This window comes from Panacibacter ginsenosidivorans, assembly GCF_007971225.1.
Classification (GTDB): domain Bacteria; phylum Bacteroidota; class Bacteroidia; order Chitinophagales; family Chitinophagaceae; genus Panacibacter; species Panacibacter ginsenosidivorans.
In genome coordinates this window covers 2,067,179-2,090,522 of sequence record NZ_CP042435.1, presented here as the reverse complement: position 1 = coordinate 2,090,522, position 23,344 = coordinate 2,067,179, and the positions used below count along the sequence as shown (strand labels likewise).

General features: G+C 37.2%; 27 protein-coding genes and 1 other RNA gene. 13 read left to right on the top strand and 15 right to left on the bottom strand.

The genetic code is table 11. The features are described from left to right. The first annotated feature begins 20 nt into the window (after positions 1-20). From FRZ67_RS08700 to FRZ67_RS08690, 3 genes are all read left to right on the top strand, one after another. Entirely contained in the window at positions 21-575 is a 555-nt protein-coding gene (locus tag FRZ67_RS08700; protein ID WP_147189177.1) for a hypothetical protein, read from the top strand. Positions 576-662: 87 nt separating this feature from the next. Further along, positions 663-1,250 carry an RdgB/HAM1 family non-canonical purine NTP pyrophosphatase gene (gene rdgB, locus FRZ67_RS08695; RefSeq protein ID WP_147189176.1) on the top strand — a complete coding sequence of 196 codons (588 nt, stop codon included), beginning with the start codon at positions 663-665 and terminating at the stop codon, positions 1,248-1,250. Further along, positions 1,250-1,684 (top strand): acyl-CoA thioesterase, encoded by a 435-nt coding sequence (locus FRZ67_RS08690; protein WP_147189175.1) that lies wholly within the window; start codon positions 1,250-1,252, stop codon positions 1,682-1,684. Before rdgB ends, FRZ67_RS08690 begins: the two co-directional genes overlap by 1 nt. A 106-nt stretch (positions 1,685-1,790) precedes the next feature. On the opposite strand, the gene FRZ67_RS08685 is transcribed toward FRZ67_RS08690, so the two are convergent. Both FRZ67_RS08685 and FRZ67_RS08680 read right to left on the bottom strand, forming a co-directional pair. After that, positions 1,791-2,057, bottom strand: a complete 267-nt coding sequence (locus FRZ67_RS08685; RefSeq protein WP_147189174.1) for a hypothetical protein — start codon at positions 2,055-2,057, stop codon at positions 1,791-1,793. Between the two features lie 61 nt (positions 2,058-2,118). Then, positions 2,119-3,354 (bottom strand): glycoside hydrolase family 5 protein, encoded by a 1,236-nt coding sequence (locus tag FRZ67_RS08680; protein ID WP_147189173.1) that lies wholly within the window; start codon positions 3,352-3,354, stop codon positions 2,119-2,121. A 142-nt stretch (positions 3,355-3,496) separates the two neighbouring features. On the opposite strand from FRZ67_RS08680, the gene FRZ67_RS08675 reads away from it, so the two are divergent. Continuing rightward, the gene (locus tag FRZ67_RS08675; RefSeq protein ID WP_147189172.1) at positions 3,497-4,096 is read left to right on the top strand and encodes a hydrolase; all 600 of its coding nucleotides are present in this window, start codon (positions 3,497-3,499) and stop codon (positions 4,094-4,096) included. A gap of 109 nt (positions 4,097-4,205) precedes the next feature. Beyond that, positions 4,206-4,502 carry a DUF6496 domain-containing protein gene (locus FRZ67_RS08670; protein ID WP_147189171.1) on the top strand — a complete coding sequence of 99 codons (297 nt, stop codon included), beginning with the start codon at positions 4,206-4,208 and terminating at the stop codon, positions 4,500-4,502. Between the two features lie 67 nt (positions 4,503-4,569). On the opposite strand, the gene FRZ67_RS08665 is transcribed toward FRZ67_RS08670, so the two are convergent. Beyond that, the gene (locus FRZ67_RS08665) at positions 4,570-5,322 is read right to left on the bottom strand and encodes a DUF5995 family protein (RefSeq protein ID WP_147189170.1); all 753 of its coding nucleotides are present in this window, start codon (positions 5,320-5,322) and stop codon (positions 4,570-4,572) included. 382 nt (positions 5,323-5,704) lie between these two features. Between FRZ67_RS08665 and FRZ67_RS08660 the strand changes: the two genes are divergently transcribed. From FRZ67_RS08660 to FRZ67_RS08650, 3 genes are all read left to right on the top strand, one after another. After that, the gene (locus tag FRZ67_RS08660) at positions 5,705-6,004 is read left to right on the top strand and encodes a hypothetical protein (protein WP_147189169.1); all 300 of its coding nucleotides are present in this window, start codon (positions 5,705-5,707) and stop codon (positions 6,002-6,004) included. Positions 6,005-6,180: 176 nt separating this feature from the next. Then, positions 6,181-7,191 carry an FAD:protein FMN transferase gene (locus tag FRZ67_RS08655; RefSeq protein WP_147189168.1) on the top strand — a complete coding sequence of 337 codons (1,011 nt, stop codon included), beginning with the start codon at positions 6,181-6,183 and terminating at the stop codon, positions 7,189-7,191. Positions 7,192-7,226: 35 nt separating this feature from the next. Beyond that, complete coding sequence (locus FRZ67_RS08650; protein WP_147189167.1) at positions 7,227-8,600, top strand: 3-keto-disaccharide hydrolase; 1,374 nt, start codon at positions 7,227-7,229, stop codon at positions 8,598-8,600. 67 nt (positions 8,601-8,667) lie between these two features. Here FRZ67_RS08650 and FRZ67_RS08645 read toward each other — a convergent pair whose 3' ends face one another. From FRZ67_RS08645 to FRZ67_RS08615, 7 genes are all read right to left on the bottom strand, one after another. Further along, entirely contained in the window at positions 8,668-8,895 is a 228-nt protein-coding gene (locus FRZ67_RS08645; protein ID WP_147189166.1) for a hypothetical protein, read from the bottom strand. A 121-nt stretch (positions 8,896-9,016) separates the two neighbouring features. After that, complete coding sequence (locus FRZ67_RS08640; RefSeq protein ID WP_147189165.1) at positions 9,017-9,712, bottom strand: CoA transferase subunit A; 696 nt, start codon at positions 9,710-9,712, stop codon at positions 9,017-9,019. Positions 9,713-9,770: 58 nt separating this feature from the next. After that, complete coding sequence (locus FRZ67_RS08635; RefSeq protein ID WP_147189164.1) at positions 9,771-10,127, bottom strand: DUF4296 domain-containing protein; 357 nt, start codon at positions 10,125-10,127, stop codon at positions 9,771-9,773. 3 nt (positions 10,128-10,130) lie between these two features. After that, a complete protein-coding gene (gene porD / locus FRZ67_RS08630; protein WP_147189163.1) occupies positions 10,131-11,051 on the bottom strand; it encodes a type IX secretion system protein PorD in 921 nt (306 codons plus the stop codon). Continuing rightward, positions 11,044-12,312 carry a bifunctional phosphopantothenoylcysteine decarboxylase/phosphopantothenate--cysteine ligase CoaBC gene (coaBC, locus tag FRZ67_RS08625; RefSeq protein ID WP_225975549.1) on the bottom strand — a complete coding sequence of 423 codons (1,269 nt, stop codon included), beginning with the start codon at positions 12,310-12,312 and terminating at the stop codon, positions 11,044-11,046. The genes porD and coaBC overlap by 8 nt, the downstream gene beginning before the upstream one ends. Positions 12,313-12,573: 261 nt before the next feature. After that, positions 12,574-12,915: a DNA-directed RNA polymerase subunit omega gene (locus FRZ67_RS08620; RefSeq protein ID WP_147189162.1), complete on the bottom strand. Its 342-nt coding sequence runs from the start codon at positions 12,913-12,915 to the stop codon at positions 12,574-12,576. After that, positions 12,912-13,715, bottom strand: coding sequence for an outer membrane protein assembly factor BamD (locus FRZ67_RS08615; RefSeq protein WP_147189161.1), 804 nt, complete (start codon positions 13,713-13,715; stop codon positions 12,912-12,914). The genes FRZ67_RS08620 and FRZ67_RS08615 overlap by 4 nt, the downstream gene beginning before the upstream one ends. 208 nt (positions 13,716-13,923) lie before the next feature. Here FRZ67_RS08615 and lolA1 point away from each other — a divergent pair, with 208 nt between their 5' ends. The 5 genes from lolA1 (at position 13,924) to FRZ67_RS08590 (ending at position 18,827) form a co-directional block, all read left to right on the top strand. Then, positions 13,924-14,556, top strand: a complete 633-nt coding sequence (lolA1, locus tag FRZ67_RS08610) for an outer membrane lipoprotein periplasmic chaperone LolA1 (RefSeq protein ID WP_147189160.1) — start codon at positions 13,924-13,926, stop codon at positions 14,554-14,556. 88 nt (positions 14,557-14,644) lie between these two features. Next, positions 14,645-15,322 carry a (d)CMP kinase gene (gene cmk / locus FRZ67_RS08605; protein ID WP_147189159.1) on the top strand — a complete coding sequence of 226 codons (678 nt, stop codon included), beginning with the start codon at positions 14,645-14,647 and terminating at the stop codon, positions 15,320-15,322. Positions 15,323-15,837: 515 nt separating this feature from the next. Beyond that, positions 15,838-17,214 (top strand): HAD-IB family phosphatase, encoded by a 1,377-nt coding sequence (locus FRZ67_RS08600; protein ID WP_147189158.1) that lies wholly within the window; start codon positions 15,838-15,840, stop codon positions 17,212-17,214. A 38-nt stretch (positions 17,215-17,252) separates the two neighbouring features. After that, positions 17,253-18,107, top strand: coding sequence for a universal stress protein (locus FRZ67_RS08595; protein WP_147189157.1), 855 nt, complete (start codon positions 17,253-17,255; stop codon positions 18,105-18,107). A gap of 351 nt (positions 18,108-18,458) precedes the next feature. Further along, entirely contained in the window at positions 18,459-18,827 is a 369-nt protein-coding gene (locus tag FRZ67_RS08590) for a hypothetical protein (RefSeq protein ID WP_147189156.1), read from the top strand. Positions 18,828-18,879: 52 nt separating this feature from the next. On the opposite strand, the gene FRZ67_RS08585 is transcribed toward FRZ67_RS08590, so the two are convergent. From FRZ67_RS08585 to FRZ67_RS08565, 5 genes are all read right to left on the bottom strand, one after another. Then, positions 18,880-19,074: a hypothetical protein gene (locus FRZ67_RS08585; RefSeq protein ID WP_147189155.1), complete on the bottom strand. Its 195-nt coding sequence runs from the start codon at positions 19,072-19,074 to the stop codon at positions 18,880-18,882. 184 nt (positions 19,075-19,258) lie between these two features. Continuing rightward, an RNA gene (gene rnpB / locus FRZ67_RS08580) (RNase P RNA component class A) lies at positions 19,259-19,619 on the bottom strand. 163 nt (positions 19,620-19,782) lie between these two features. Beyond that, positions 19,783-20,808 carry a Smr/MutS family protein gene (locus tag FRZ67_RS08575; protein ID WP_147189154.1) on the bottom strand — a complete coding sequence of 342 codons (1,026 nt, stop codon included), beginning with the start codon at positions 20,806-20,808 and terminating at the stop codon, positions 19,783-19,785. A gap of 188 nt (positions 20,809-20,996) precedes the next feature. Next, a complete protein-coding gene (locus FRZ67_RS08570; protein WP_147189153.1) occupies positions 20,997-21,437 on the bottom strand; it encodes a DinB family protein in 441 nt (146 codons plus the stop codon). Positions 21,438-21,532: 95 nt separating this feature from the next. After that, positions 21,533-23,233 carry an amino acid permease gene (locus FRZ67_RS08565; RefSeq protein WP_147189152.1) on the bottom strand — a complete coding sequence of 567 codons (1,701 nt, stop codon included), beginning with the start codon at positions 23,231-23,233 and terminating at the stop codon, positions 21,533-21,535. Positions 23,234-23,344 lie beyond the last annotated feature (111 nt).

The window sequence follows — 23,344 nt, the reverse complement described above, 5'->3', positions numbered from 1 at the left end:
GCGTTAACAACTATATTAAAATGTCAACTCAATTGCCAGGTTTTATTATTGCAGGTCTCTATAAAGATTCGCTGGTCCTTGTAGAAGAAACTACGGAACAAATAATACCTGCAAAAAAACAAGTGCAAAATACTAACAAATCGCCTAATCATGAAGTCACTCCGCCACCGCAACCAAAAAAATGGTTCCTGGGTGACAATAAAAAAAATATAACCATTTTATTGAAAGACCCCGATGCTGTTCATATTAATGATGAATGGCTCGGAACATTAAGCAAATTGCTAGCTGCCTGCAAGCTTAACCTTGCGGATGTCGCTATTGTTAATTTGAAAGAGAATCACTCTTTTGCTGATATAAAACAGCAATTGCAGCCGCAATATGTTTTAATGTTTGATGTAAGCGCCAACGATTTGTCGTTGCCATTCAGTATTCCAAATTATCAGCTGCAGCAATATGGAGGCTGTGCTTTTATGACAGCACCCGCTGTTACATTATCGGCAGATAAAACAACCGAAGCTATTAAAACAGAGAAAAGAAATCTTTGGGAAAAACTCAAGGTTATATTTAATGTTTAATTTTTTGGAGCCCAACTTTTGAAAAGTTATTAAACTTCCGTTGCGTCGCACTCTTCAGGTTTCAGTTCATTATTCAACAAATCACAAATGGATAGATCAACACTTATATTCGCTACCAACAACCAGCATAAAGTTGATGAAATAAAAACAGTGATAGGCAACAAGCTACACATTATAACCATGAAAGAGGCCGGTATTGAAATTGATATTCCTGAACCACACGATACACTTGAAGCAAACGCAACAGAAAAATCTTCTACTATTCACAGGCTTACAAAACGAAATTGTTTTAGCGAAGATACAGGACTTGAAGTGGAAGCATTGAATGGGGAGCCTGGTGTAAAAAGTGCACGCTATGCAGGCGATGGGAGAAATTTCCAGGCAAATATTGACAAGCTGCTTTTTAAACTGGAAGGAAAAAATAATCGCAAAGCAAGATTCAGAACGGTGATCTCATTAATCTGGAACAAAATGGAATATTTGTTTGAAGGCGTTTGCGATGGAAGCATAATAGAAGATCAGAAAGGCAACCAGGGTTTTGGGTATGATCCTGTTTTTATTCCTGATGGCGCTGAAAAAACATTTGGCGAAATGAGCAGGGAAGAAAAAAATAAATATAGCCATAGGAGAAAAGCTACTGATAAACTTATTACATTTTTACAAAATCAGCAGTAATGGAAAGAGTAAAAATAAAACTGCCTGCAAATTTTACATTTTCAACAATTGTAAGAATACGCATAACAGATTTGAATCTTGGCGGTCATGTTGGTAATGATACTTTCTTATCGTTGCTGCATGAAGCAAGACACGAATTTTTAAAGCAACATGGATACGGCGAAACTTCTTTTGAAAATGCCGGATTGATAATGGCAGACGCAGCTATTGAATACAAAAAAGAATTGGTGCAAGGTGATGAAGTAAAAATATCTGTTGCTGCAGATGGCTTTGATAAATTTGGGTTTGATCTTTTCTATAAAATGGAAGTAGTAACAGCAACAGAAAATATTTTAGCAGGAAAAGCTAAAACCGGAATGTTGTGTTTCGATTATACAATAAAGAAAATTGCACCACTACCTGAAAAAGCGAGATTAAAATTACAGGGTACCTGACATATATGCTGCATACGGGATAAAGCGTACAAGAGTGCGACGCAACCAAAGCTTAATGTTTGTATAACTGCCTGCTCAAAACAGTTCCAAAAACAATCGAGCGTGATTACATACCAAATAATGTTCTGTTGCCGGAAACAGATAAGATTTTATGAATGATTTTTATAACAGAAATATCTGTATCAGATAATTCAATATTTCTGAAGTTGCGGTCTTTTTGAAGATATTCCGAAATACTTTCCGATATAGTAACGATTATAGATCTTTTATTTTCAATTTCTACGATGCAGGTGTCTTCGTCTGCGTCTGGTCTTACAGCGTGAAGATCGTCTTTGATCTTTTCAACAGGCAGATGTGTTTTGAAATATTTCATAAATCTTTGGGGTATGCTTTGAGATAATAGCAAAAAAAGAGCCACATTTAAAGTTAAGATATTATTTTTTGGAATCCAACGTGAAATTAAAACCAAGTGCTTTTATATATCCCTCATTAGGTATACAGTTCTTAAACGCACAGTTTTCAAGGAAGCCATTTAATGCAGCTTCTATTTCTTCAATATTTTTGGGCCTGTTACTACGGATGTCTTCGAAACTTCTTCTTGTTGTATCAGCAAATTGTATAACCTGATCATAATACTGAGGTACTTTAAAAGTTATAATGCCTTTCGTGTTATCCATTTTTTTGTATGGCCAGTAATGCCAGCCAATGTTGTTTTCATCTAATGTTTTTCTGAATGCTTCAACCCATGCATCATCATTTTCGCCAGTCTCTCCACAGTACAATGGCACATTATATTTATTGCTGAAATCAATATAATCCTGGATCACTTCTTTTGTAGGTGCTGTCCAGTATTTATGAAATGTGTACACCAGTTTGCTATCGAACGGAGCACCAAATGGCTGAAAGTTAGAATCCCATTGAGCGCCACCAAGAAAGAGCAAGTGATTTTTATCAACCATCCTTATTGCAATTGTTATTTTTTTATACATAGGTTCCAGCAATGGATTCAATTTGTCTTTATCAAAGTAATGCGCAATAGGTTCATTTAGCAGATCATAACCAATTACAGTAGGTTCGTTTGCATAATGTGCTGCAATTTTTTTCCAGATGTTTACACATTGCTGCTGGCTTTCTTCATTTTCAAAAAGAAAAGGATAGCCGGAACCATCATCAATATTATCACCCGTTTGCCCGCCGGGTGCACAATGCATATCAAGCAGTACATATAAACCTTCTGCTTTGCACCATTTAATTACACGGTTAAGCATTGTAAAACCACGTGTGGAATCATTATCACCCATATAATTTTCATTCGTAAACAGGCGATAATTAAACGGCACACGAATAGAATTCATACCAATCCGCTTGAGATAATGAATGTCTTCCTGTGTAATATAAACATCCAGGTATTTTTTCCAGAATGCTTTTGTGGCGTCTGGTCCGATCAATTCTGTAAAAGCCTGGTTGATGAGTCTTGGGGAATTGGTATTGCTGAACCTGAACATATAACCTTCGGGTACTAACCAGTTACCAAGGTTAGTGCCCTTCATCAGGAAGGGTTTGCCATCAACACCTATAATGTTTTTGCCTTTTGTAGTGATAAATTTTTGAGCGTTTGCTTGTATACCTAAAGTTATAAGGCAACAGAAAGAAAAAATTTTGAGTTTCATATAGCTGACTAAAGAATGGAGATTTTTAATTGCCGAATAAAGATATGCAGTACAAGTGAGTGACACAACAAAAGCTCACAGGTAGTTATTAAGCTAAGTGCATAATTATGCATATTACTTATGTTTGCAGAAACATCATTTCATGATACTGCGATTAAACCGGTCTTCATTTGGAGATGCTGCAAATAAGGGAAATGCACTTTCAAAAGAAGATGCTGAAGCACTATTTTATGGTTGGGTATTGAACCCAAAACTGCAATTGCATATGAAACAGGTAGGTTATTTGATGAAATGCTGGGCAGCAGAAAAGGAAATGCTTGATGAAATTGATCAGTGGCGTTGGGAATTGGCGGGCCTGCTGCATGATGCAGACTGGGATCAATGGCCGGAACTGCATTGCAAAAAAATAATTGAAGAACTGGAAGCAAGAAATGTTGACCCTGAAATTATGCATGCTATTGCATCTCATGGCCCCGCACATTTTGGAGTAGAGCCGGAAACAAAAATGGATAAGATGTTATACGCCTTTGATGAATTAAGCGGACTGGTACATGCTTATTCATTAATGCGTCCAAACGGTTATGATGCGATGGATGTAAAAGGTGTAAAGAAACGTTTGAAAGAAAAATCTTTTGCTGCAAACGTTTCAAGAGAAGATATTAATGACGCCTGCAGCCGTGCAGGCATTGCATTAGACGAACTGATCGCTTTTATTATTGCCAGGCAACCTGTTGTGCAATAAAATCCCCAAAATAAGTTATTGATTTACGATCTGCCATTACAAATAGTACTGGCAGTTTTTTTGTTGCGTTAAACTGGTAAACCAATCTATTAAATTCAAAATTATTTTTATGGCAAAGTATTCAAAAAAGGCGCAAACAAAAGTTAAGCGTGCAATGGAAGAAATGAAAGAAGGCAAATTGAAAAGTGGACGCAGTAACAAGAAAGTTACTAACCCAAAACAGGCCGTAGCAATTGGATTATCTGAAGCAAGGGCAGAGGGTGCAAAGGTTCCAAAAAAGGCTGCTTCTAAGAAAAGTACAAAGAAGGCAGCATCTAAAAAAGCAGCCTCTAAAAAATCTGCAAGGAAAACCGCTCCAAAGAAAGCTGCAAAGAAAGCTGTATCAAAAAAATCAGCACGTAAATAAATCTTGATTTCGGTATAGTGAAATATAACTGTCACTTAAAAATACAGGCCTCTAAGGCCTTTATCTTTTATGCAACTGTTGTATCAATAATATTGATGACCTGCGCTACATCATCATATTCTATTGCACGAATTGTTTGCAAGAGATAATGACTTAATATTCCCGGCGATTCAATACCAGTACCCAGTCTTTGCACCACTATATCCATTTGCTGAACATAAACCTGCTGTTGTTCAGCCGTCATGCCTGCAAGCAATAATGCGCTGGCCCACGAAGCATCTCTTGCTTTATCAATGCTGAAATTCAGTACTGCTTCCTGCCTGCCATTGGCAATTTTTGTTATCATACGCATGGGCCACCAAACACGGCATAAACTTTCCTGCACATCATCTACCAATGAATTGATCACATCATTGATCTTATTAAAATCATGCTGCAATGCATTGATGGAATTACCAGGACAGGTAAGTGCTGCTGCAACAGCAAGATCAAGATTAATGTGCGTATTAATGCCAAGCAGTAAATGTTGTATCACTGTAAGATTGTTATTATTGCAACAATCAAATACAAGTTTCCACGAGGAAGAACAGGGCTTGCCGCTATAATAAGCATCGTAAGCATCTGTGTAACGTTTTGCAAAAATAACATCCAGCCTTTCCATACGCGGCCCATCTTCAAATGCATGTTGTTGTATGCCTTCCGCAACTGCAGCAGTCATGCGTTTATACAAGGCAGCAAAATAACCTGCACGGTTTTTTGTATGGATACATTGCTGCACTGTTGCGTCCAGCCGTATAACAACATCATTAATGGTTTGCATCTAGGAAAAATAATGTGTTTAAAGCAACTTTACAAGTGGTATTTTTAGATGCAAGCTTATGTTTATATAGCATCGCAGGTTGTGTCACTCACTTGTGCGTTCTGCACTTTATTTAGCAGTTTATCTGCCCTTTAATGAACTTTTAACGCCATGTAGCGCAGCTATTCATTTTCAAAATAATATTTTTTGTTTTTTGGGCGTTATACTCAGTACGGCCGTCAATTCCGCCAACATCCGGAAACTGGTTACCGCTAAAAATTTCTTCCAATATCTTAAAACTATTATTTATGCCTGTTGCAACCATCCGTTTCGCGGATTCTCCAACTAAAGCCTGGTTGCAAAACAACAAACAATATCCTTCCACAAAATAAAACCAAACCGTATGATCAAGATTTTTTCGCTCGACTTCGAATTTAAAAAACTTACCTGTTTTGCCATTATCCGTGTGAGCCGTAAAACCGGTAACACAGAATATCATGTAAGGGTTATGAACAGCCGCCTCGACAATTTACTTTGTGGCTTCAACACTTTCAAAGAAGTAAATGGCAGGCTCATTAATGAAATGCCTGCAGATGGCAGCCGTGAATTAAGATTCAGAACACTGATATTCCAGCGTTTGAATGTATACCTCCAAAACAATCCAAACAGCAACAGGAATTTGCAAACTGCATTCTCTTTATAAAAGTTTGCGCATTGGTTACAAATCAATTAAATCTTTGACTTTGTAAACAGCTGAAACTTTTTTAACAGTAAAAGAGTGCGACGCAAGTAAAGCCCATAATAATTCCAATTGCCGGCTACAAAATAATTAATCGCCATTTTTGACCTGTAAAGTGGTTGATTAATTAGATTTGTTCCATGCGATTGGTTTTTGCTTTTATAATACTCAGTGCATTTTTATTTTTTAAACCGATAGATGAAAAACCTGTAAAGGAAATTATTATCAACGGCCTTGCTCAAGGTACTACGTACCATATTATTTATTTTGCCGCAGACAGCATAATCAGGAAAGCGCAAATTGATAGTGTGCTTGACAAGATCGATAGCTCTCTTTCTATTTATAAGCCTTATTCTTTAATCAGCCGGTTTAATCAATCAAACGAAGGCATTACTGTTGACCAGCATTTTATAAATGTTATCAACTCTTCACTTACTACTTACAAAGCTACGGGTGGACTGTTTGATATAACTGTAGAGCCGCTTGTGGAAGCATGGGGCTTTGCAACAAAACATATTACCGAAATTCCAACCGCCACAAAAATTGATTCACTGCTTAAATGCATAGGGTCGAACAATCTTTCACTCAAAAAAAATTTCCTGCACAAATCAAAGCCTTGCATAAAGATTGATGTAAATGGTATTGCCCAGGGTTATACTGTAGATGTGCTGGCAAATTTTTTTGAACTGCAAGGCATACACAATTACCTTGTAGAGCTTGGCGGAGAAATAAGATTGAAAGGAAAAAAAATACCAGGCAATGAGAAAATGAAAGTGGGTATTGAATCGCCACCCGATGATGATATGGATGATGAAATTATGCAGCAGGTGCTTAAGCTTGACAGTGGCGCTATTACTACCTCTGGTAACTACAGGAAATATTATGAAAGCAATGGAAAGAAGATTTCACATCTTATCGATCCACGCACAGGTTACTCTATACAAAATGAAATGATCAGTGCAACCGTATATGCAAAAGATGCAACAACAGCAGATGCATTCGACAATGCATTAATGGTTATGGGACTTGACAGCGCTATGCATTTTGTGGAAAAAAGAAAAGACCTTGCAGCTTATTTTATTTATAAGAGAAAAGATGGAACGGTTGCTGATACAGCTACAACAAAGTTTTATAGACTGATGCATCCATAAAAAATAGTAGATTTAATTTTTTTAAAATTTCCAATATGAAACATCCCACATTTTTAATGATTGCTTTTATATGCTGCTTTACAGTACAGGCACAGAAAAATACCAGTGGCTTTGTAAATCTTTTTGACGGTAAAACATTTAATGGCTGGAAAAAAATAACGGGCAATGCTGATTATAAAATTGAAGGTGGGATGATCGTTGGCACAACAGTGCTTTCATCGCCTAATACTTTTCTTGTCACTGAAAAGGAGTATGGTGATTTTGTTCTGGAACTTGAAGTAAAGATCGACGATACAACAGCTAACTCAGGCATACAGTTAAGAAGCCATTTTGATGCGCAGGCAAATGATGGGAAAGGAAAAGTTTACGGTTACCAGTATGAGCTTGATCCATCCAGCCGCAAATGGACAGCAGGTTTATATGATGAAGGAAGAAGGGATTGGTTATACCCATTATCATTAAACCCTGCTGCGCAGAACGCTTTTAAACCCGGTGCATTTAATAAGATACACGTGGAATGTGTTGGTCATGAAATAAAAACCTGGATAAATGATGTGCCTGCCGCATACGTGGTAGATACAATGGATAGTAAAGGTTTCATCGCATTGCAGGTACACAGCATTGGCGATAATGCAAAACTCGTTGGCGAAAAAATTTACTGGAAAAACATCCACATCAAAACAACCAATATTACACCCACAACTTTTCCTCCTAATATTTATGTGCTTAATAATATCCCCAATACATTAACCGATTACGAGAAAAAGAATGGCTGGAAATTATTATTCGATGGTGTAACCAGTAAAGGATGGCGTGGTGCATATAAAGATGATTTTCCAAAAGAAGAATGGACAGTAAAAAATGGAGAGATCACGGTCTTATCTTCAGAAGGTAAAGAAGGTGGCAACGCCGGTGACATAGTTACGCTGGATCAATACAGCGCATTCGATCTTTCTTTCGAATTTAAACTTACACCCGGCGCTAACAGTGGTGTAAAATATTTTGTAACGCTTACAGAAAACAATACTGGTTCCGCAATCGGTTTAGAATACCAGGTGCTTGATGATGCATTGCACCCCGATGCAAAGCTTGGTCGTGATGGCAACAGAACGCTGGCTTCTTTATACGATCTGATCGCTGCACCAAAACAGCCACGCTTTGTTCATAAAGTCGGGGAGTGGAATACCGGCCGCATCATCGTGTATCCCAACAATCATGTGGAGCATTATCTCAATGGCATTAAAGTGCTGGAGTATGAACGTGGTTCGCAGGCCTTCCGCGATCTTGTTGCCATCAGCAAATATAAAGTGTGGCCAAACTTTGGCGAAGCAAAACAGGGACATATTCTTTTACAGGATCACGGCAACGAAGTACACTACAGAAGCATTAAGATAAAAGAGTTGAAGTAATTTTTTGATACCAGCTTTTGTATTTTATGGCGTCGCCTGTTGTGTCACTCACTTGTACTATTGTCCATTATTCATCAGGCTTGTTTATTTCTACTAGCGGATAGAACTTTTCTACTGTTGTTATTTTTTTAGCCTTGGTTTTATAAACCAGAATCTCAAACCATTCATCAAACAAAAAATCTGAGTAAGACATAATATAAAAAGGTACGATTATTCTTTTTTGATTTTTGTCTGTAAAACGGAAATACCTGTAAGAACCATAAGGAGATCTTAGACTGTAGATACCTTTAGGCATGCATTAGTTAAGGGCAATGATTTTATTTCTGTAATCAATAAATAGCTGCCTAACGATTTGAATGTACAAGTGAGTGACACAACAGGCGATGACCAAAGAACCAAAGCCCGTAACCCTAAAATTATTTTATGCTTGTTGTTTTTCTTTCAATGCGTTTTGCATAATTACTACCTTTAAAGATGCGGTGCACATATACACCGGCCACATGTATTTCGTCGGGGTTTAGCGCGCCGGGCTCTACCAGTTCTTCTACTTCTGCAATGGTAATATCGCCGGCCTTTGCCATTGACGTAGAAAAATTGCGGGTAGTTTTTCTAAACACCAGGTTGCCCATTGTATCGCCCTTCCATGCTTTTACCAACGCAAACCTTGCATGCAATGCATGCTCCATTAAATGCATCTTACCCTTGAATTCGCGAACCTCTTTGCCTATGGCTATTTCTGTTCCATAACCTGCGGGTGTAAAAAAAGCAGGGATGCCCATGCCTGCCATTTGTATGCGGGTGGCCAACGTGCCTTGCGGTATAAGATCAACTTCAAGCTCGCCGCTGAGCAATTGTCTTTCAAACTCTGCATTCTCGCCCACATAACTGCTGATCATTTTTTTGATCTGTTTTGTTTTTAATAAAAGCCCAAGACCAAAATCATCCACACCTGCATTATTGGAAATGCAGGTAAGGTTTGTAGCGCCTTTGCGCACCAGGGCAGCTATACAATTTTCGGGAATACCACAAAGTCCGAATCCACCAAGCATAATGGTGTCGCCGTTTTGCAGGTCGTGTATGGCATCATCAGCATTTGCAAATACTTTGTTCATGGCAGGCGTGTTGTAGTGAAGCAAATTTATTTTTAAGCATGGTAAATGAGCAAAATAATTACTCTTCATGTAGCTTTTTAAAAAGATCTATTCTTTGCCTGTTGGCATAAGCTGCTACTGAATCGAGTAATATTTTATGTTTATCAGGATGTTCAAGATAATATTGATAACTGTGATAGAATGCATCTTTAGTAGTGCCGTGTATATCAAATACTTTTTGATAATTGGCTACGGCTTCTTTTTTTTGAGTTGCCGTATCCAGCCTGAATTGATTTTGTACAAGCATTCCTGCACGCATCATATCCCAGACGATTGGTTTCATTTGTTCGATATTCATTACATCCTCCGGCATTTTATCAGGAGAAGTGCATGCAAAAGCGCAGCATACCAATATTGTTACAAACAATTTTTTCATGCTCTATTTTAATTCTGTTCTGTACCTGGAAGTATTTGCAACATCGATCTTTGAAAGCAACTCAACCGCTTTTGCCTTGGTAAGCGGGTCGGCTTTCTTAAAAATGCCGATCAGTTCATCGCTCCTGTTTTGCAGAAAGAACTGTACGATCATGGTATTAGGATTTTGCTGTACAAAATCCATAAGATTACCAAGTGTAGAAAGGGTACTGTTACGTGCTGCCACCTGGTCCTGATAAAGGTTGTCAAGGCCAGAACGAAAATAGGAGTAAAGTATATCGTGTATCTGGTTGTACTTGCTGGTGGTAAGATTATTGCTTAACCAATAACGGTTACGATTGCCATCAAAAGCCTTCCATCCGCTGATGTCTCTTGATTCAGGTGCATTGGTTACAATGTTCTGTGCTTTTTGAAAATATGGGTCGCCACCTTTTGCTTCAAAAGAATCATAATCAAGACCAAGTATGATATAGACATAATAAGCAAATATGGCTGTAAGATTTCCGGCAAGCGGATCATTACCGCCTACCCTCGTTTCATTGAATTCTACGGGCTGGTATTCTATATATTTAAAAGTAAAATCAACATCCTGGAAATTTACCAGGGGGCTTTGATAAGTAGCATTGTACACTGGTCTTGCAGCCTGTATAGTCAATGATGCCTTGTATACATTATCGTCTGCAACGCTTGAAATATTCAACAAAAAATTGCATTGTATTTTTTCCTGTGTTTGAAAAACATCTTTTGTCCACTTACGGCTATTGATCATATTCGTAAGCTGGTTCTGCATTGTTACAAATATGTTTTTATTTACTGAAGTGCCTAATTGCTGTGCAAGTACAGTAACCTTTGCCTGCATTTCCTGTGCCCCGGCATAAAATGTTACAGCGGTAAGTAAGACTAAAAGACAAATTTTCTTAGGCATTGATCTTTTGTATAATAATGTTTACAATGTCGGTTGCAATATTTTGTTTCGATGCAAGGTCTAAAGCAAATTCATTGCCTTCTTTATCAAAGATGGTTACTTTGTTGGTGTCATGACCAAAGCCTGCATTTTTATCGCGCAATGAATTAAGCACGATCATATCTGTGTTCTTTGTTTGCATTTTCTTTAATGCATATTCTCTTTCATTATTTGTTTCCAGCGCAAAACCAACCAATAACTGACCTTTCTTTTTTTGCTCACCCAAAGATTTTAAAATATCCTTTGTTTTGGAAAGACGTATTGTTAAATCTTCGGTTGTTTTTTTTATTTTTTCCGGGGCAACTTCTATTGGTTTGTAGTCTGCAACTGCGGCGCTCATTACTGCAATGTGCGCAGAAGGAAAAATTATACTGCACTTCTCATACATTTGTTCAGCACTGGAAACTTTTGTAACATTTATTCCAGAATAGTTTGTTTGCAGTTGGGTTGGCCCTGTTACCAAATCTACTGATGCACCATTTAAATAAAATGCTTCAGCTAAAGCAAAACCCATTTTACCAGATGAATGATTGCCAATAAAACGAACAGGATCCAGAGCCTCGTATGTTGGCCCCGCTGTTATCAAAACTTTTTTACCACTTAGTGCTAAGCCTCTGAAAAAATGTTCTGTAAGATATTGCACAATTGTTTCGGGTTCAGCCATACGTCCTTCCCCGATTAAACCGCTGGCAAGCTCTCCTTTCTCCACATCAATAATGCTATTGCCATAAGATTGGAGTAGCTCAATATTTCTTTTGGTAGACGGATGGTGCCACATGTCTTCGTCCATGGCAGGCGAAACAACCACAGGACAGGTGGCTGATAAATAAACAGCAAGTAATAAATTATCGCATTGGCCATTGGCCATTTTAGCCAGTGTATTACAACTAAGTGGAGCAATTAACATTACATCTGCCCAGCGGCCAAGCATAACATGATTGGCCCAGGTATCCTCGTCAAAAAGATCAACTAAAACTTCATTATTAGAAAGTGTAGACAGTACCAGCGGCGATACAAAGCTTTTTGCAGATTCCGTAATAACAACTTTTACTTCTGCACCCGCTTTTACAAGAAGCCTTACAAGCAAAATAGTTTTATATGCAGCGATGCTGCCTGTAATACCGAGTAGAATTTTTTTCCCTTTAAGCATATTTACTTGTATAAGGAATGATTTGGTTACCGGCTTTTTTTTCTTTTGGTCATCGCCTGTTGTGTCACTCACTTGTGCGTTTGGAACAGGTATCAGCTATCAGGTTTCTGCATTGAGTAAGCAATGCATATTTATTTTAAACCTGATTGCTCATTGCTTAGACCTATTCATTGTAGAAGTGTGCGACGCAACAAAAGTTTAATAGTTATTCTTAAGCCCGGTTCATAAAAATTATAACTAAGTTAATAACCTGTAATCATAAATAAACCTCTAAAATAACAAAAACGACAGTGTGTACTGTCGTTTTGCTGATAATATCAAAAGAATAACGTGTTATCTAAACAGGTCATCGTCATTATTGCGGTAGTAAACTTTACCTTCCAGGAATTCCTGTGTTGCAAGAATAGCAGGGTTTGGCATTTTTTCGTAAGCTCTTGAGATCTCTATCTGCTCTTTATTTTCGTGAATCTCTTCAAGACTGTCTGTATGGCTGGCAAATTCTTCCAGCTTATTGTGCAGCTCTTCTTTCAATGAAATATTGATCTGATTAGCCCTTTTTGCAATGATGGCTATAGATTCGTAAAGGTTGCCGGTGGGCGCCTTTATCTCCATGAGGTTTTTTGCTTCTACAACATTGGTTGTATTGGCGCTCATATGCTTCCTTAGTTTATTCATTTTGTGATATTTTTTATATTGTTTTCTGCTAATGCTTTATAAGAATCTACTTCTGCAGCATGTTTACTGTCAGTAAATCTATCTTTAAAATCTGAACATTCGGAAATTACCTTTTCAAAACGTTCCTGTTGTTTATCAATAACACTTAGCTCTGCATATTTATAATATGCTTTAATGGCCATTAGTTTGTATTCGTCGCTTTTATCAGAATCGGGATAGTCGTCCATTAAAGTAGAAAAAGCGATGGCTGCGGCCCTATAGTTATATCCGCCCATGTCATAATACAATTGGGCTGCTTTAAATTCTTTCAATTCAAGCTTTGCCCTGCAAATATCCATTATCTCGGTGGCATCTTTTATTCTGGATGATTGCGGATGCGTATTTATAAACGCCTGCATCAAAGAAATAGTCTTTGAAGTAGCTGTCTGGTCAAGTTCAACTTTGGGAGATTGCTTGTAGTAACAGTAACACCGCATGTATTCACATTCTTCCAGCCTGGTACTGTTGGGAAAATTTTCTGTATAAGTTTTGAAAAGGCTTTCCGCATTCAGGTAATCTTTTTGATTATAAGCACAATAAGCATATTTATAAAACATGTCTTCATACTTATCACTACCCCTGAAATATGGCATTATATCTTCAAAGACCTGTTGTGCCTGAACGTATTTTTTCTGTGCATAGTATTGCTCAGCCATTTTCAATTTATACTCATTGTCCTTGCTTTTCAACACTTTACCAAGTTTTGAAGCACAAGAGGTCAGTAACACAGAAGCCATTAAAATGCTCAGGAAAAATTTCATAAAGTGTGCAAAATTATATTATTCCGGCAAATTATCGTTTAGAAAATTCTTAAGCAAAGCTAAATCAGTTAATAAATACATAAATCCCGGTTTAGTGTCTCATTGTGTCATAACAGGCAATAAAATTGATTTATAGTGATATATTAAAAAAAGAACATTAAGAAGGACAAATTAAACGTCTATTTTTGCAAACCCAAAAAAGAAGGAAATGAAAAAAGTTTATCTATTGCTTTTACTAATTATTGGTTTTAATGGAATTGCTAATGCACAAAATGACCCTAATGCTAAGAAAGTGCTGGATGAGGTGAGCGCAAAACTTAAAACGTTGAAAGGTGTAATAGCAAATTTTTCTTATACCACCAAAGACAGGAATAAAGCATTAAAAGGTTCCGCCAAGGGTATTATTAACATTAAAGGACAGAAATATTACCTAAAACAAGGTGCTACTGAAATTTTCTGCGATGGTGTCAAAGTTTGGAATTACAACGGAGAGGATGAAGTAACTGTAGCTGATGTTGATAATGAAGACACAAAAATGCTTACGCCTCAAAAATTACTTTCCAATTTTTATGACCAGGATTTTACCTATAAACTGATATCAAGTGCAGGCCCGTCTCATGAAATTGTTATGTATCCAACTGATAAACGTAAAAACTTTAAACAGGTTACCGTATATGTTGATAAAACAAAGAAGATGATCCTAAAAGCACAGGTTATTGATAAGAGTGATAATATTATTGAATTCAGCCTAACCAACGTAAGTACTACCGCGGCACTCGCAGACAGCAAATTTGTATTTGATGCAGCAAAACATCCAGGTGTGGAAGTTGTTACACAATAAAGTAGTAAAAGTAATATTCTTGATAATGCCTCGTTTATACGGGGCTTTTCTTTGAACAACGGTTTTTTTTTATCATTTTTACCCCCTCATGAAAAAGATCATTGTTACTATTGATGGTTATTCGTCTTGTGGCAAAAGCACACTTGCCAGACAATTAGCCAGTGAACTGGGATATACTTTTATTGACAGTGGCGCTATGTACCGTGCTATTACTTTATATTTTTTGCGCAACCATATAAACTGGAAAGACAAGAAGAAGGCAGAAACAGCGCTTCAGAATATTAGCCTCGGATTTGTATTCAATAATAGCACTGGTAAAAGTGACATTTACCTGAATGATGAAAATGTAGAAGCACTTATAAGGGATATGCTGGTAAGCGAAAGTGTAAGTGATGTTTCCACTATAAAAGAAGTGCGTGATTTTGCAGTGGCACAGCAACGCAAAATGGGAAAACAAAAAGGTATTGTAATGGACGGCCGGGATATTGGTACCACGGTGTTTCCAAAAGCTGAACTAAAAATTTTTATGATTGCTGATACCGCCATACGTGTTGAGCGTCGTTATAAAGAATTATTTGCAAAAGATCCCAATATCACAATAGAGGAAGTGATTAATAACCTGGCCATGCGTGATTATATCGACAGTAACCGTGAAGTAAGCCCACTACGTAAAGCAGAAGATGCAATCGTATTAGATAATTCAAAACTAACTATGGAAGAACAGTTGAAAATAGCTTTAAAATGGGTAAAAGAAAAAGTTACATAATTTTTTATGAACCCGGCCACATTCTTTCATAGCATCGCCTGTTGCGTCGCACACTTGTACTTTAAAAAGTATACATCAACAAAGGGCTATTGATTTTTAGTTTTACCTGTGTTGCTGAATAATGTTTTGGACGTAAAAGTGAGTGACACAACCAAAGCTTCATCTTTTATTTTGCCGCCACTTACAAAAATTTTTACGCCTGAAGGAAAAAATTACACACTTAATTATTTTACTACTGTATTGTATTAGACAAATAAAGCATTTGTTCATTGTTTATGTTAAAGAAGTACCGCGTAGCAATTTTTTTATCCTGCACCCGTAGTAATCACAAGCATAAAAGTGTATCTTTATTTTTCACCCGGTTTTAATTTACAGACGTCAGCACAATTATTAATTACATAATGGACCTTGGTATTTTGGGCATAACTTTTGACTTATTTTAGCACCGGGTGTTTTCTATCATACCCCTTGAAAATCTGTTATATAGCATTTTATTTAAACCATGAGATACGCTTATGCTAACTATTATTATTCCTGCACTTAATGAAGAAAATACTATTGCGAATGTTGTAAGTTTTTGCAGGCTTAATAAACTGGTGAGTGAAGTAATAGTTGTTGATGATAAATCAGATGACAATACGGTGGAACTGGCAGAAACTGCAGGTGCAAAGGTTGTGATAAGCGGCGTGCGTGGTAAAGGCATTTCAATGAAAGATGGTATTGATAATGCCACTAATGAAATTATTATTTTTCTTGATGCGGATATTGACCCTTATCCTGAAGAGACCATTGCGAAACTTGCCCAGCCATTATTGATTGATGAAGCAGATTTTGTAAAAGGAACATTTGCACGTAATGCGGGCAGGGTTACAGAACTTGTTGCCAAACCATTGCTCAACATTTTTTATCCCGGACTTGCAGATTTTTCCCAGCCATTAAGCGGCATGATCGCGGGCAAGAAAAGTTATTTTAAACGCATTACATTTTTTAATGATTACGGTGTTGATATCGGCATTCTTTTAGATATGTACCTGATGAAAGCACGCATTAAAGAAGTGAATATTGGGTATATAGAAAATAAAAGTAAACCATGGCAGGCGCTCGGAAAAATGAGCCACGAAGTCTCGAAGGCTATTATTTCAAAAGCGCAGCAGCAGAACCCCGGCGAACAAATGGAAGAAGCTGTAGAATCAATAGAAGAAATAAACAGGCAGATGCATGATGTACTCAAAGAAAATCTTGGTGTGCATCACAGGATGGCCATTTTTGATATGGATGATACTATATTGAAAGGAAGGTTTATAGAAGCCTGCGCAAATAAATTTGGCTTTACTGCAAAACTGCACGACCTGCGTGAAGAAGAAACAGATGCCATGATATTAAGCAAACGAATTGGTCTTTTGCTAAAAGGAAGAACTATTGATGAGCTGCTTGATATTGTGCATAACATTCCAATGGTGGAAGATATAAAAGAAGTAGTTGCAGGGCTTAAACAAAAGGGGTATAAAGTTGGTATCATTAGTAATAGTTATACGCTTATAACAAATTATGTGGTAAAAAATATTGATGCAGATTTTTCGTATGGTATACAACTGGAAATAATTGAAGGTAAAGCAACCGGTGAAGTAAACATGCCTTCTTATTTCTTTGCATCACCTGACAGCATTTGCGGCCATTCATTTTGTAAAACGAATGCTATGCAATTTGCTTGTGAAAAATTCAATGTGCAATTCAGGAACTGTATAGTTGTGGGCGACAGCAAAGATGATCGTTGTATGGTTGGTCATGCAGGTAAAGGGTTTGCTTTTTGCACAAAAGATGAGTTACTTAAAAAAATTGCAGCAAAAGAAATAAAAGAACCCAGCTTCCTTTCGTTGCTGGAATATGCATAATTAATAAACAAATTTTTTAACCAGGAAAACAATTTACTATGCAGAACAACTTATACAATATTCTTGTTCCGGTTGATTTTACACAAAAAGATAAATGGGCAACTGCCAAGGCAATAGAATTAGCCAATGCACTGCATTGTAATATTCACCTGGTGCATGTGGTTTCAAAAAATATATTTCCTCTGTTAACAGTAGAAGCCGCCCATTTTTATCCTTACGATTATACTGCAGATCTAAAAAATGCACAGGATCGTTTGCACGAAATGAAAGAAGCATACAGCCAGCATCTTTGTGGTAAAGGACAGATAGAAATAAGTGTATTGCATGGAAACGAGCAGGAAGAGCTGGCTAAATATGCACGTCTTTACCAGATGGATATGTTTGTAAAAGGGTTATCTAAATTCAATTTGCTGCATCGGATTATTTCAACAGTTAGTATAAGTAATCTCGCAAAAAAAACATTTATACCGGTGCTTGCTGTAAGGGCAAGTGGCTTGGTAAGTCATTTTAAAAAGATCGTATTGCCGTTGCATGATGATCATGTGCCTATGCGTCGTATAAGACTGGCAGCTATGCTTGGCCGCTATTTCAAATCAACCATTTTTGTAGTATCGTTAAGAAAAGAAAACAATGAACCGGGGGTGCCCATACTTTCACAGACAATGGAAGTGATACAAAGCCTTACTACTATACCGGTGCAGTCTATTATATTGGAAGGTAAAAATCTTGCCACAACAACATTGAACTTTTCCAAAAAGATCAATGCAGATCTTATAATGATAAATAACAAACATGAATATTATCTGCCTGGTTTATGGAACAGGGTTACCAAAAGATTACTATCCTACAATTCCAGTATTCCTGTAATTACTTTGGAAAAAGAATACGAATAAAAATATAAACTCCTGTGTAAAGACCACCACATTCAGGCAAATCACTATTGTGTGATTTGCTTTTTTTATTGTGTATGATCGTTCAGTCCTTTATTGAACTTCCGTTGCGTCGCACACTTGTACAATTAGATCATGTATGGGCTGATGCATGATCCAAAAGATGCAGTGTGCGACGCAAGTAAAGATGCTCAATGCCCAGGAAGCTTGTAACAAAAAATTTCTCATCATATGCAACTGCACATAACCATTCATAGTTGCTATTATACATTTATCCCAGACTTCCTTATATTTAAAAAAAATCGCAATGTTATGCAGCTTTAAACTGTAGCTTTAAAAAAATAAATATTTCGTATGAAAAAAATAATTTTTATTGCCTTTATTGCTTTTATAAGTGTTTCGGCAAACGCACAACTTACCAATTCAAAATGGAAGGGCACACTACAATTGGATAGCCCAACCGATATAGTTTTTGATTTTAGAACCGATACATTAGAAGCTATTGTAGCAGCAGACAATTCGAGTCTTGAATTAATGAAATATAGTATTAAAGACAGTATCTTGTCTATTCAAAAGATAAGCGGCCAGAGCGATTGTGATGACAGTGCCATTGCAAAATATAAATTTGAAATAAACAGTGAAGGTTTATTATTAACTGTAATTGAGGATGGTTGTATTAACCGTTCCGGTGTGCTTGATAACACTAAATGGGTAAAGGAATAAAAAATAAAAATTTTTTTAAGCCGGCAACTGCCGGCTTTTTTTATACTGTCTTTTAATTTAAAAATGCGATCAGTTTTTCTTCGAGACTGTGGATTTTGCTGATAATATCTTTAAGCTCAGACAAACTTTTGCCACGGTGAAACCCAAGTGCAAGATTTTTTTTAAGCTGCTTCAATTCTCTTTCTATCCGCGCAGGCGCGGGGGTTTTAATATTGCTTTCCATAACCAAACGAATTTCTTTTTTCACTATTGAAATTAATAATTGTCAGTAAACAAATAATTTCAGGCATACCAAACCGGCATTTTAATTGACTGAACCGGCTTTTTGTTAAACTAACATATAGCATGTATGCAGATAACAACTTTAATAAGGAATTGGTTACCTGACGGCAAAAAAAATGTTCGATACATATCATGCATCAAACACTTTTAAAACTACAAACCTCGTAAGCCGGATTCTGTTTTTACACTATCATTTATCTGCGATAAACATTGCTGTTTACCTGTTGCTGCCTACCCTGGTTCGTGTCCACTCACCGGTGGAATCGAAAGCGGGCCGCTTTCAGACGAACCTATACGTGGCATTACAGCCCCCAAGGTTTACCCATATGTTGCATCGCTGCAATACATCGTAAGCTCTTACCTTACGTTTTCACCCTTACCCTAAGGCGGTTATTTTCTGTGGCACTGTCTGTTGCTTCAAAAGAAACACCCGGCTCTTCACCGGTGGGTTGCCCTATGCTGTCCGGACTTTCCTCCCTGCTTGCACAAGGCGATAGTTCGGGATTGTAGTAAATACAAAAATAACAATAACTAATGAGAGAATTTTTTTGATACCGGCTGCATTTTTTCATAGCATCGTCCCTTGCGTCGCAATCACTTCATCTGTAAATCTTTTGGCATCAATAAATCTTCTTGGTTTTTTTAAGTCATCCACCGGGAGATTTAGGGGGCTTTAATACTGAAAGAATATTTCCGTAGCGCCATACCCATATTGCGGATGATATTGGTTGATAAAATACCGCACTTCTTTTTTTGTTTTTAGTATATCATGTATCTCACCCCTTAATTTGCCACTGCCTACACCATGTATCACAATCAGGTTTGGCTGATGATGTGCAACAGCAAGCTCATACCATTTTTCAAACTCTTTTAGTTGCATGGTAAGAATTTCAAAGTTGCTCATATGTTTCCAGTCATCACTCAGCTTTTCCATGTGCAGGTCTATTACACTGCGCGGCGCCGGAAGATTTTGCCTGGCTTTCTTTGCTTCATATACAGCAAACTGGTTAGAGATCTTTGAGGTTACTTCAGGTTTATCTTCTATTGCTTTATCAGGATATTTTTCAAACAATTGAAAGCTGATGGTGGGCTCATTCTTTTTTTTCATTTCTTCCACCCGCTGAAACAGTTGCTTAGCTTTTATTTTAATAGTTGCTTCATAAAATTCTGCTTTCTTTTTATCAGGTGTTATCAGTGAAAACTCAAATGCAAACGATGGGTTATCATTGAAATCTGCAAAAGAAAGATCGTGTAAATAAAAATCATGGTAAGCAGTTACTTCATTGGTAAGGTCAAATGCAGGATTACCAAAAAAATGTTGCTTGTAAATGAATTTATAGCCTGTATCAGTTCTGTTTACCAGATGAATTTTAAAAAGCTCCACTATTTCATCACCAAATTCATCGGTTGTAAATTTTGGAAGCAACGAAAGCCAGACGCCTGTGGTAGCTTTAATTTCAGCAGGTTTTGATTTTTCTTTTGGAATATCATCCACAAACTTTTTTTCTTTCTTTTGTTGAAAGATGGGTTTCTTTTCGGTAAAGCGTTTGAAATAAGGAAAATCGATCTGGTCCATGTACGATGGAAATTTTACACCACGCACTTCCACCATCACCATCTTATTATTAATGATCTCTACAACCTTACCCTCCTCATTAGTATGCAGCACCACAATATCATCACCAACCTGGTATTTCATAAACGCGATTGTTTATTTTATGAACTGCAAAATTAAGTGAGATTTTTTTATGAGCCGGACTGAAGTGTTTTCATGGTGTCGCCTGTTGCGTCGCACTCTTGTACAGTTTCATTTTACGGCAGCGGATTGAAGCGTATAAGGAAAGACCTGTTAGGTTTTTTAAAATCTAACAGGTCTGGTAACTATTTTTATTGCTCAAACACCTGTTTTAAATGGTGCTCCATATGGTCTACGTAATCATCAATAATGAATTGAAGTGTAAAATCAGTCTCGCCTAAAGTAACTATATGCTGCAGTTTTGTTTTATCTATCTTTTCAAATATATAAGCAATATGCTCATTGTATAATTGCCAGAAAGCAAGAATAGCAGACCACTCTTTATCCTGCCAGTGCTGTACGGCTACCCATTCATTCTGCCTGTACTTGGGCAGCTTTACATGATCTTCTATTTGCAGCCTTACAAATCGCTGGTGATTGTTTGATGCAGAGTCTATCAAATGCCCCATTATCTCTTTCCTGCTCCATTTATTGGGAGAAGGTTTTATAGCAGCATCTTCGTTTGGAATACTGCTGAGCCTTTCAGGAACCGTAGCAAGAATATTTTTTAATCTTGTAAATGCATGCAACATATAATGTAAATTATAAAAGATGAATATAGATAAGAACGTACAAGTGAGTGACACAACCAAAGCTTAATAACAGCACTAATGTTCAGTACAAAAAATCATAAAATAGTTTGTGCAAGCCTGCTTTTTTTATAACCGTAAGAAAAATAAAATATTAAACCAAGTGCAAGCCAGGAACCAAACCATGCCCAGTTTGCACCAGTCATACCCGTTAATAAATATAAGCAGCTGGATAGGCCCAGCAACGGAATAAGTGAAAAAGATTTTACATAACTGAACACGGCAAGTATGATCAATACTATCCACAAAATAATAGTGGAAATATTTAATGAGGCATTGTCTTCTGTAACATTAAACAGTGCACTGAAATAATCTTTGTTGGCCAGTTTAATAATAACAACAGCACACATAATCAGCAAGGGGAAAATATATTTTGAATTAACATAAGGCATATTGAATTTCCCTGCTACTTTTTCTTTTTTAGGAATGAGTAAAATACCGCCGCACACCAGCACAAAAGCAAATAAAGTAGCAATACTGGTAAAGTCAAGTACAAAAGTTTTATCTGTAAATAAAATAGGTACACCTACCAATAAACCTGTAATAATAGTTGCGAAAGATGGTGTTTGATATTTGGGGTGTATACGTTGGAAGGCAGGTGGCAAAAGGCCGTCGCGGCTCATGCTCATCCATATTCTTGGTTGCCCCATTTGAAAAACAAGTAATACACTCGTCATGGCAATTACTGCAGCCACAGAAACAAATGCCTGCATCCAGCCAACATTTTTTACCTCAAATATTTTTGCCAGTGGATCACCTACACCTTCAAACATTCTATAATTGAGTACGCCGGTTAATACCAACGTGAGCAGTATATAAACAACAGTGCAAATAACCAGTGAAAGAATCATACTCCTTGGCAGATCCCTTTGCGGATTCTTACTTTCTTCTGCCATTACACTGATAGCATCAAAACCAATATAGGCAAAGAATACACCACTCACAGCCGTCATTACGCCAGCAAAACCATTGGGCATAAAAGAAGCAACACCTGCATCATTTACGGGCAACCAGTTACCGGGATCAACATAATATGCGCCTACGCCAATTACCAATGCAACAATAATAAGCTTTAGTATCACCATTACATTGCTGAAGTTCCTGGATTCTTTTACACCTTTATAAACAAGTATAGTGATAAACAAATTGATCATTAATGCAGGCAGGTCGAAAATAATTTTAAAACTGCCAACAGTTGGTGCATAATTCCATGCTCCTGTTAATTCTGCGTTGCTGGAGTTATTCATGAAAGCTTTTTTAGCTTCCATATAGCTGCAGGTAAGATAATCGGGAATATGAATATTTATTTTGTGAAGGAAAGAAGTAAAATAGTCGCTCCATGAAAATGCCACATAAATATTACCAATGGAATATTCCATGATTAGCGCCCAGCCAATGATCCACGCAAACAACTCTCCAAAAGATGCATAAGCATAGGTGTAAGCGCTGCCCGCAACTGGTATGCGGCTTGCAAATTCTGCATAGCACATAGCGGTAAATCCGCAGGCTATGGCACATATAATAAAAAGAAAAACCACACCCGGGCCACCTTTAAAAACTGCTTCACCCAAACTGCTGAAACTTCCTGCGCCAATAATAGCGGCAATACCAAAAAATGTAAGGTCCCGCAGCGTCAACACTCTTTTCAAGCCACCGCTGCCATGTGCATTTTCTTCGTTGGTAGCAGCATCTCTCAGTATCTTATCAATATTCTTGGTACGGAACAGCGAGTTGGACATACTATGAGTATTTTTTTAATAGGTTAAAGTAAGCAAAGCATAGTAAGTGATAAAATATTTTTTATGAAGCCGTGCCAAATGCAAATGAAGCGGCTTTTGTTGCGTCGCACA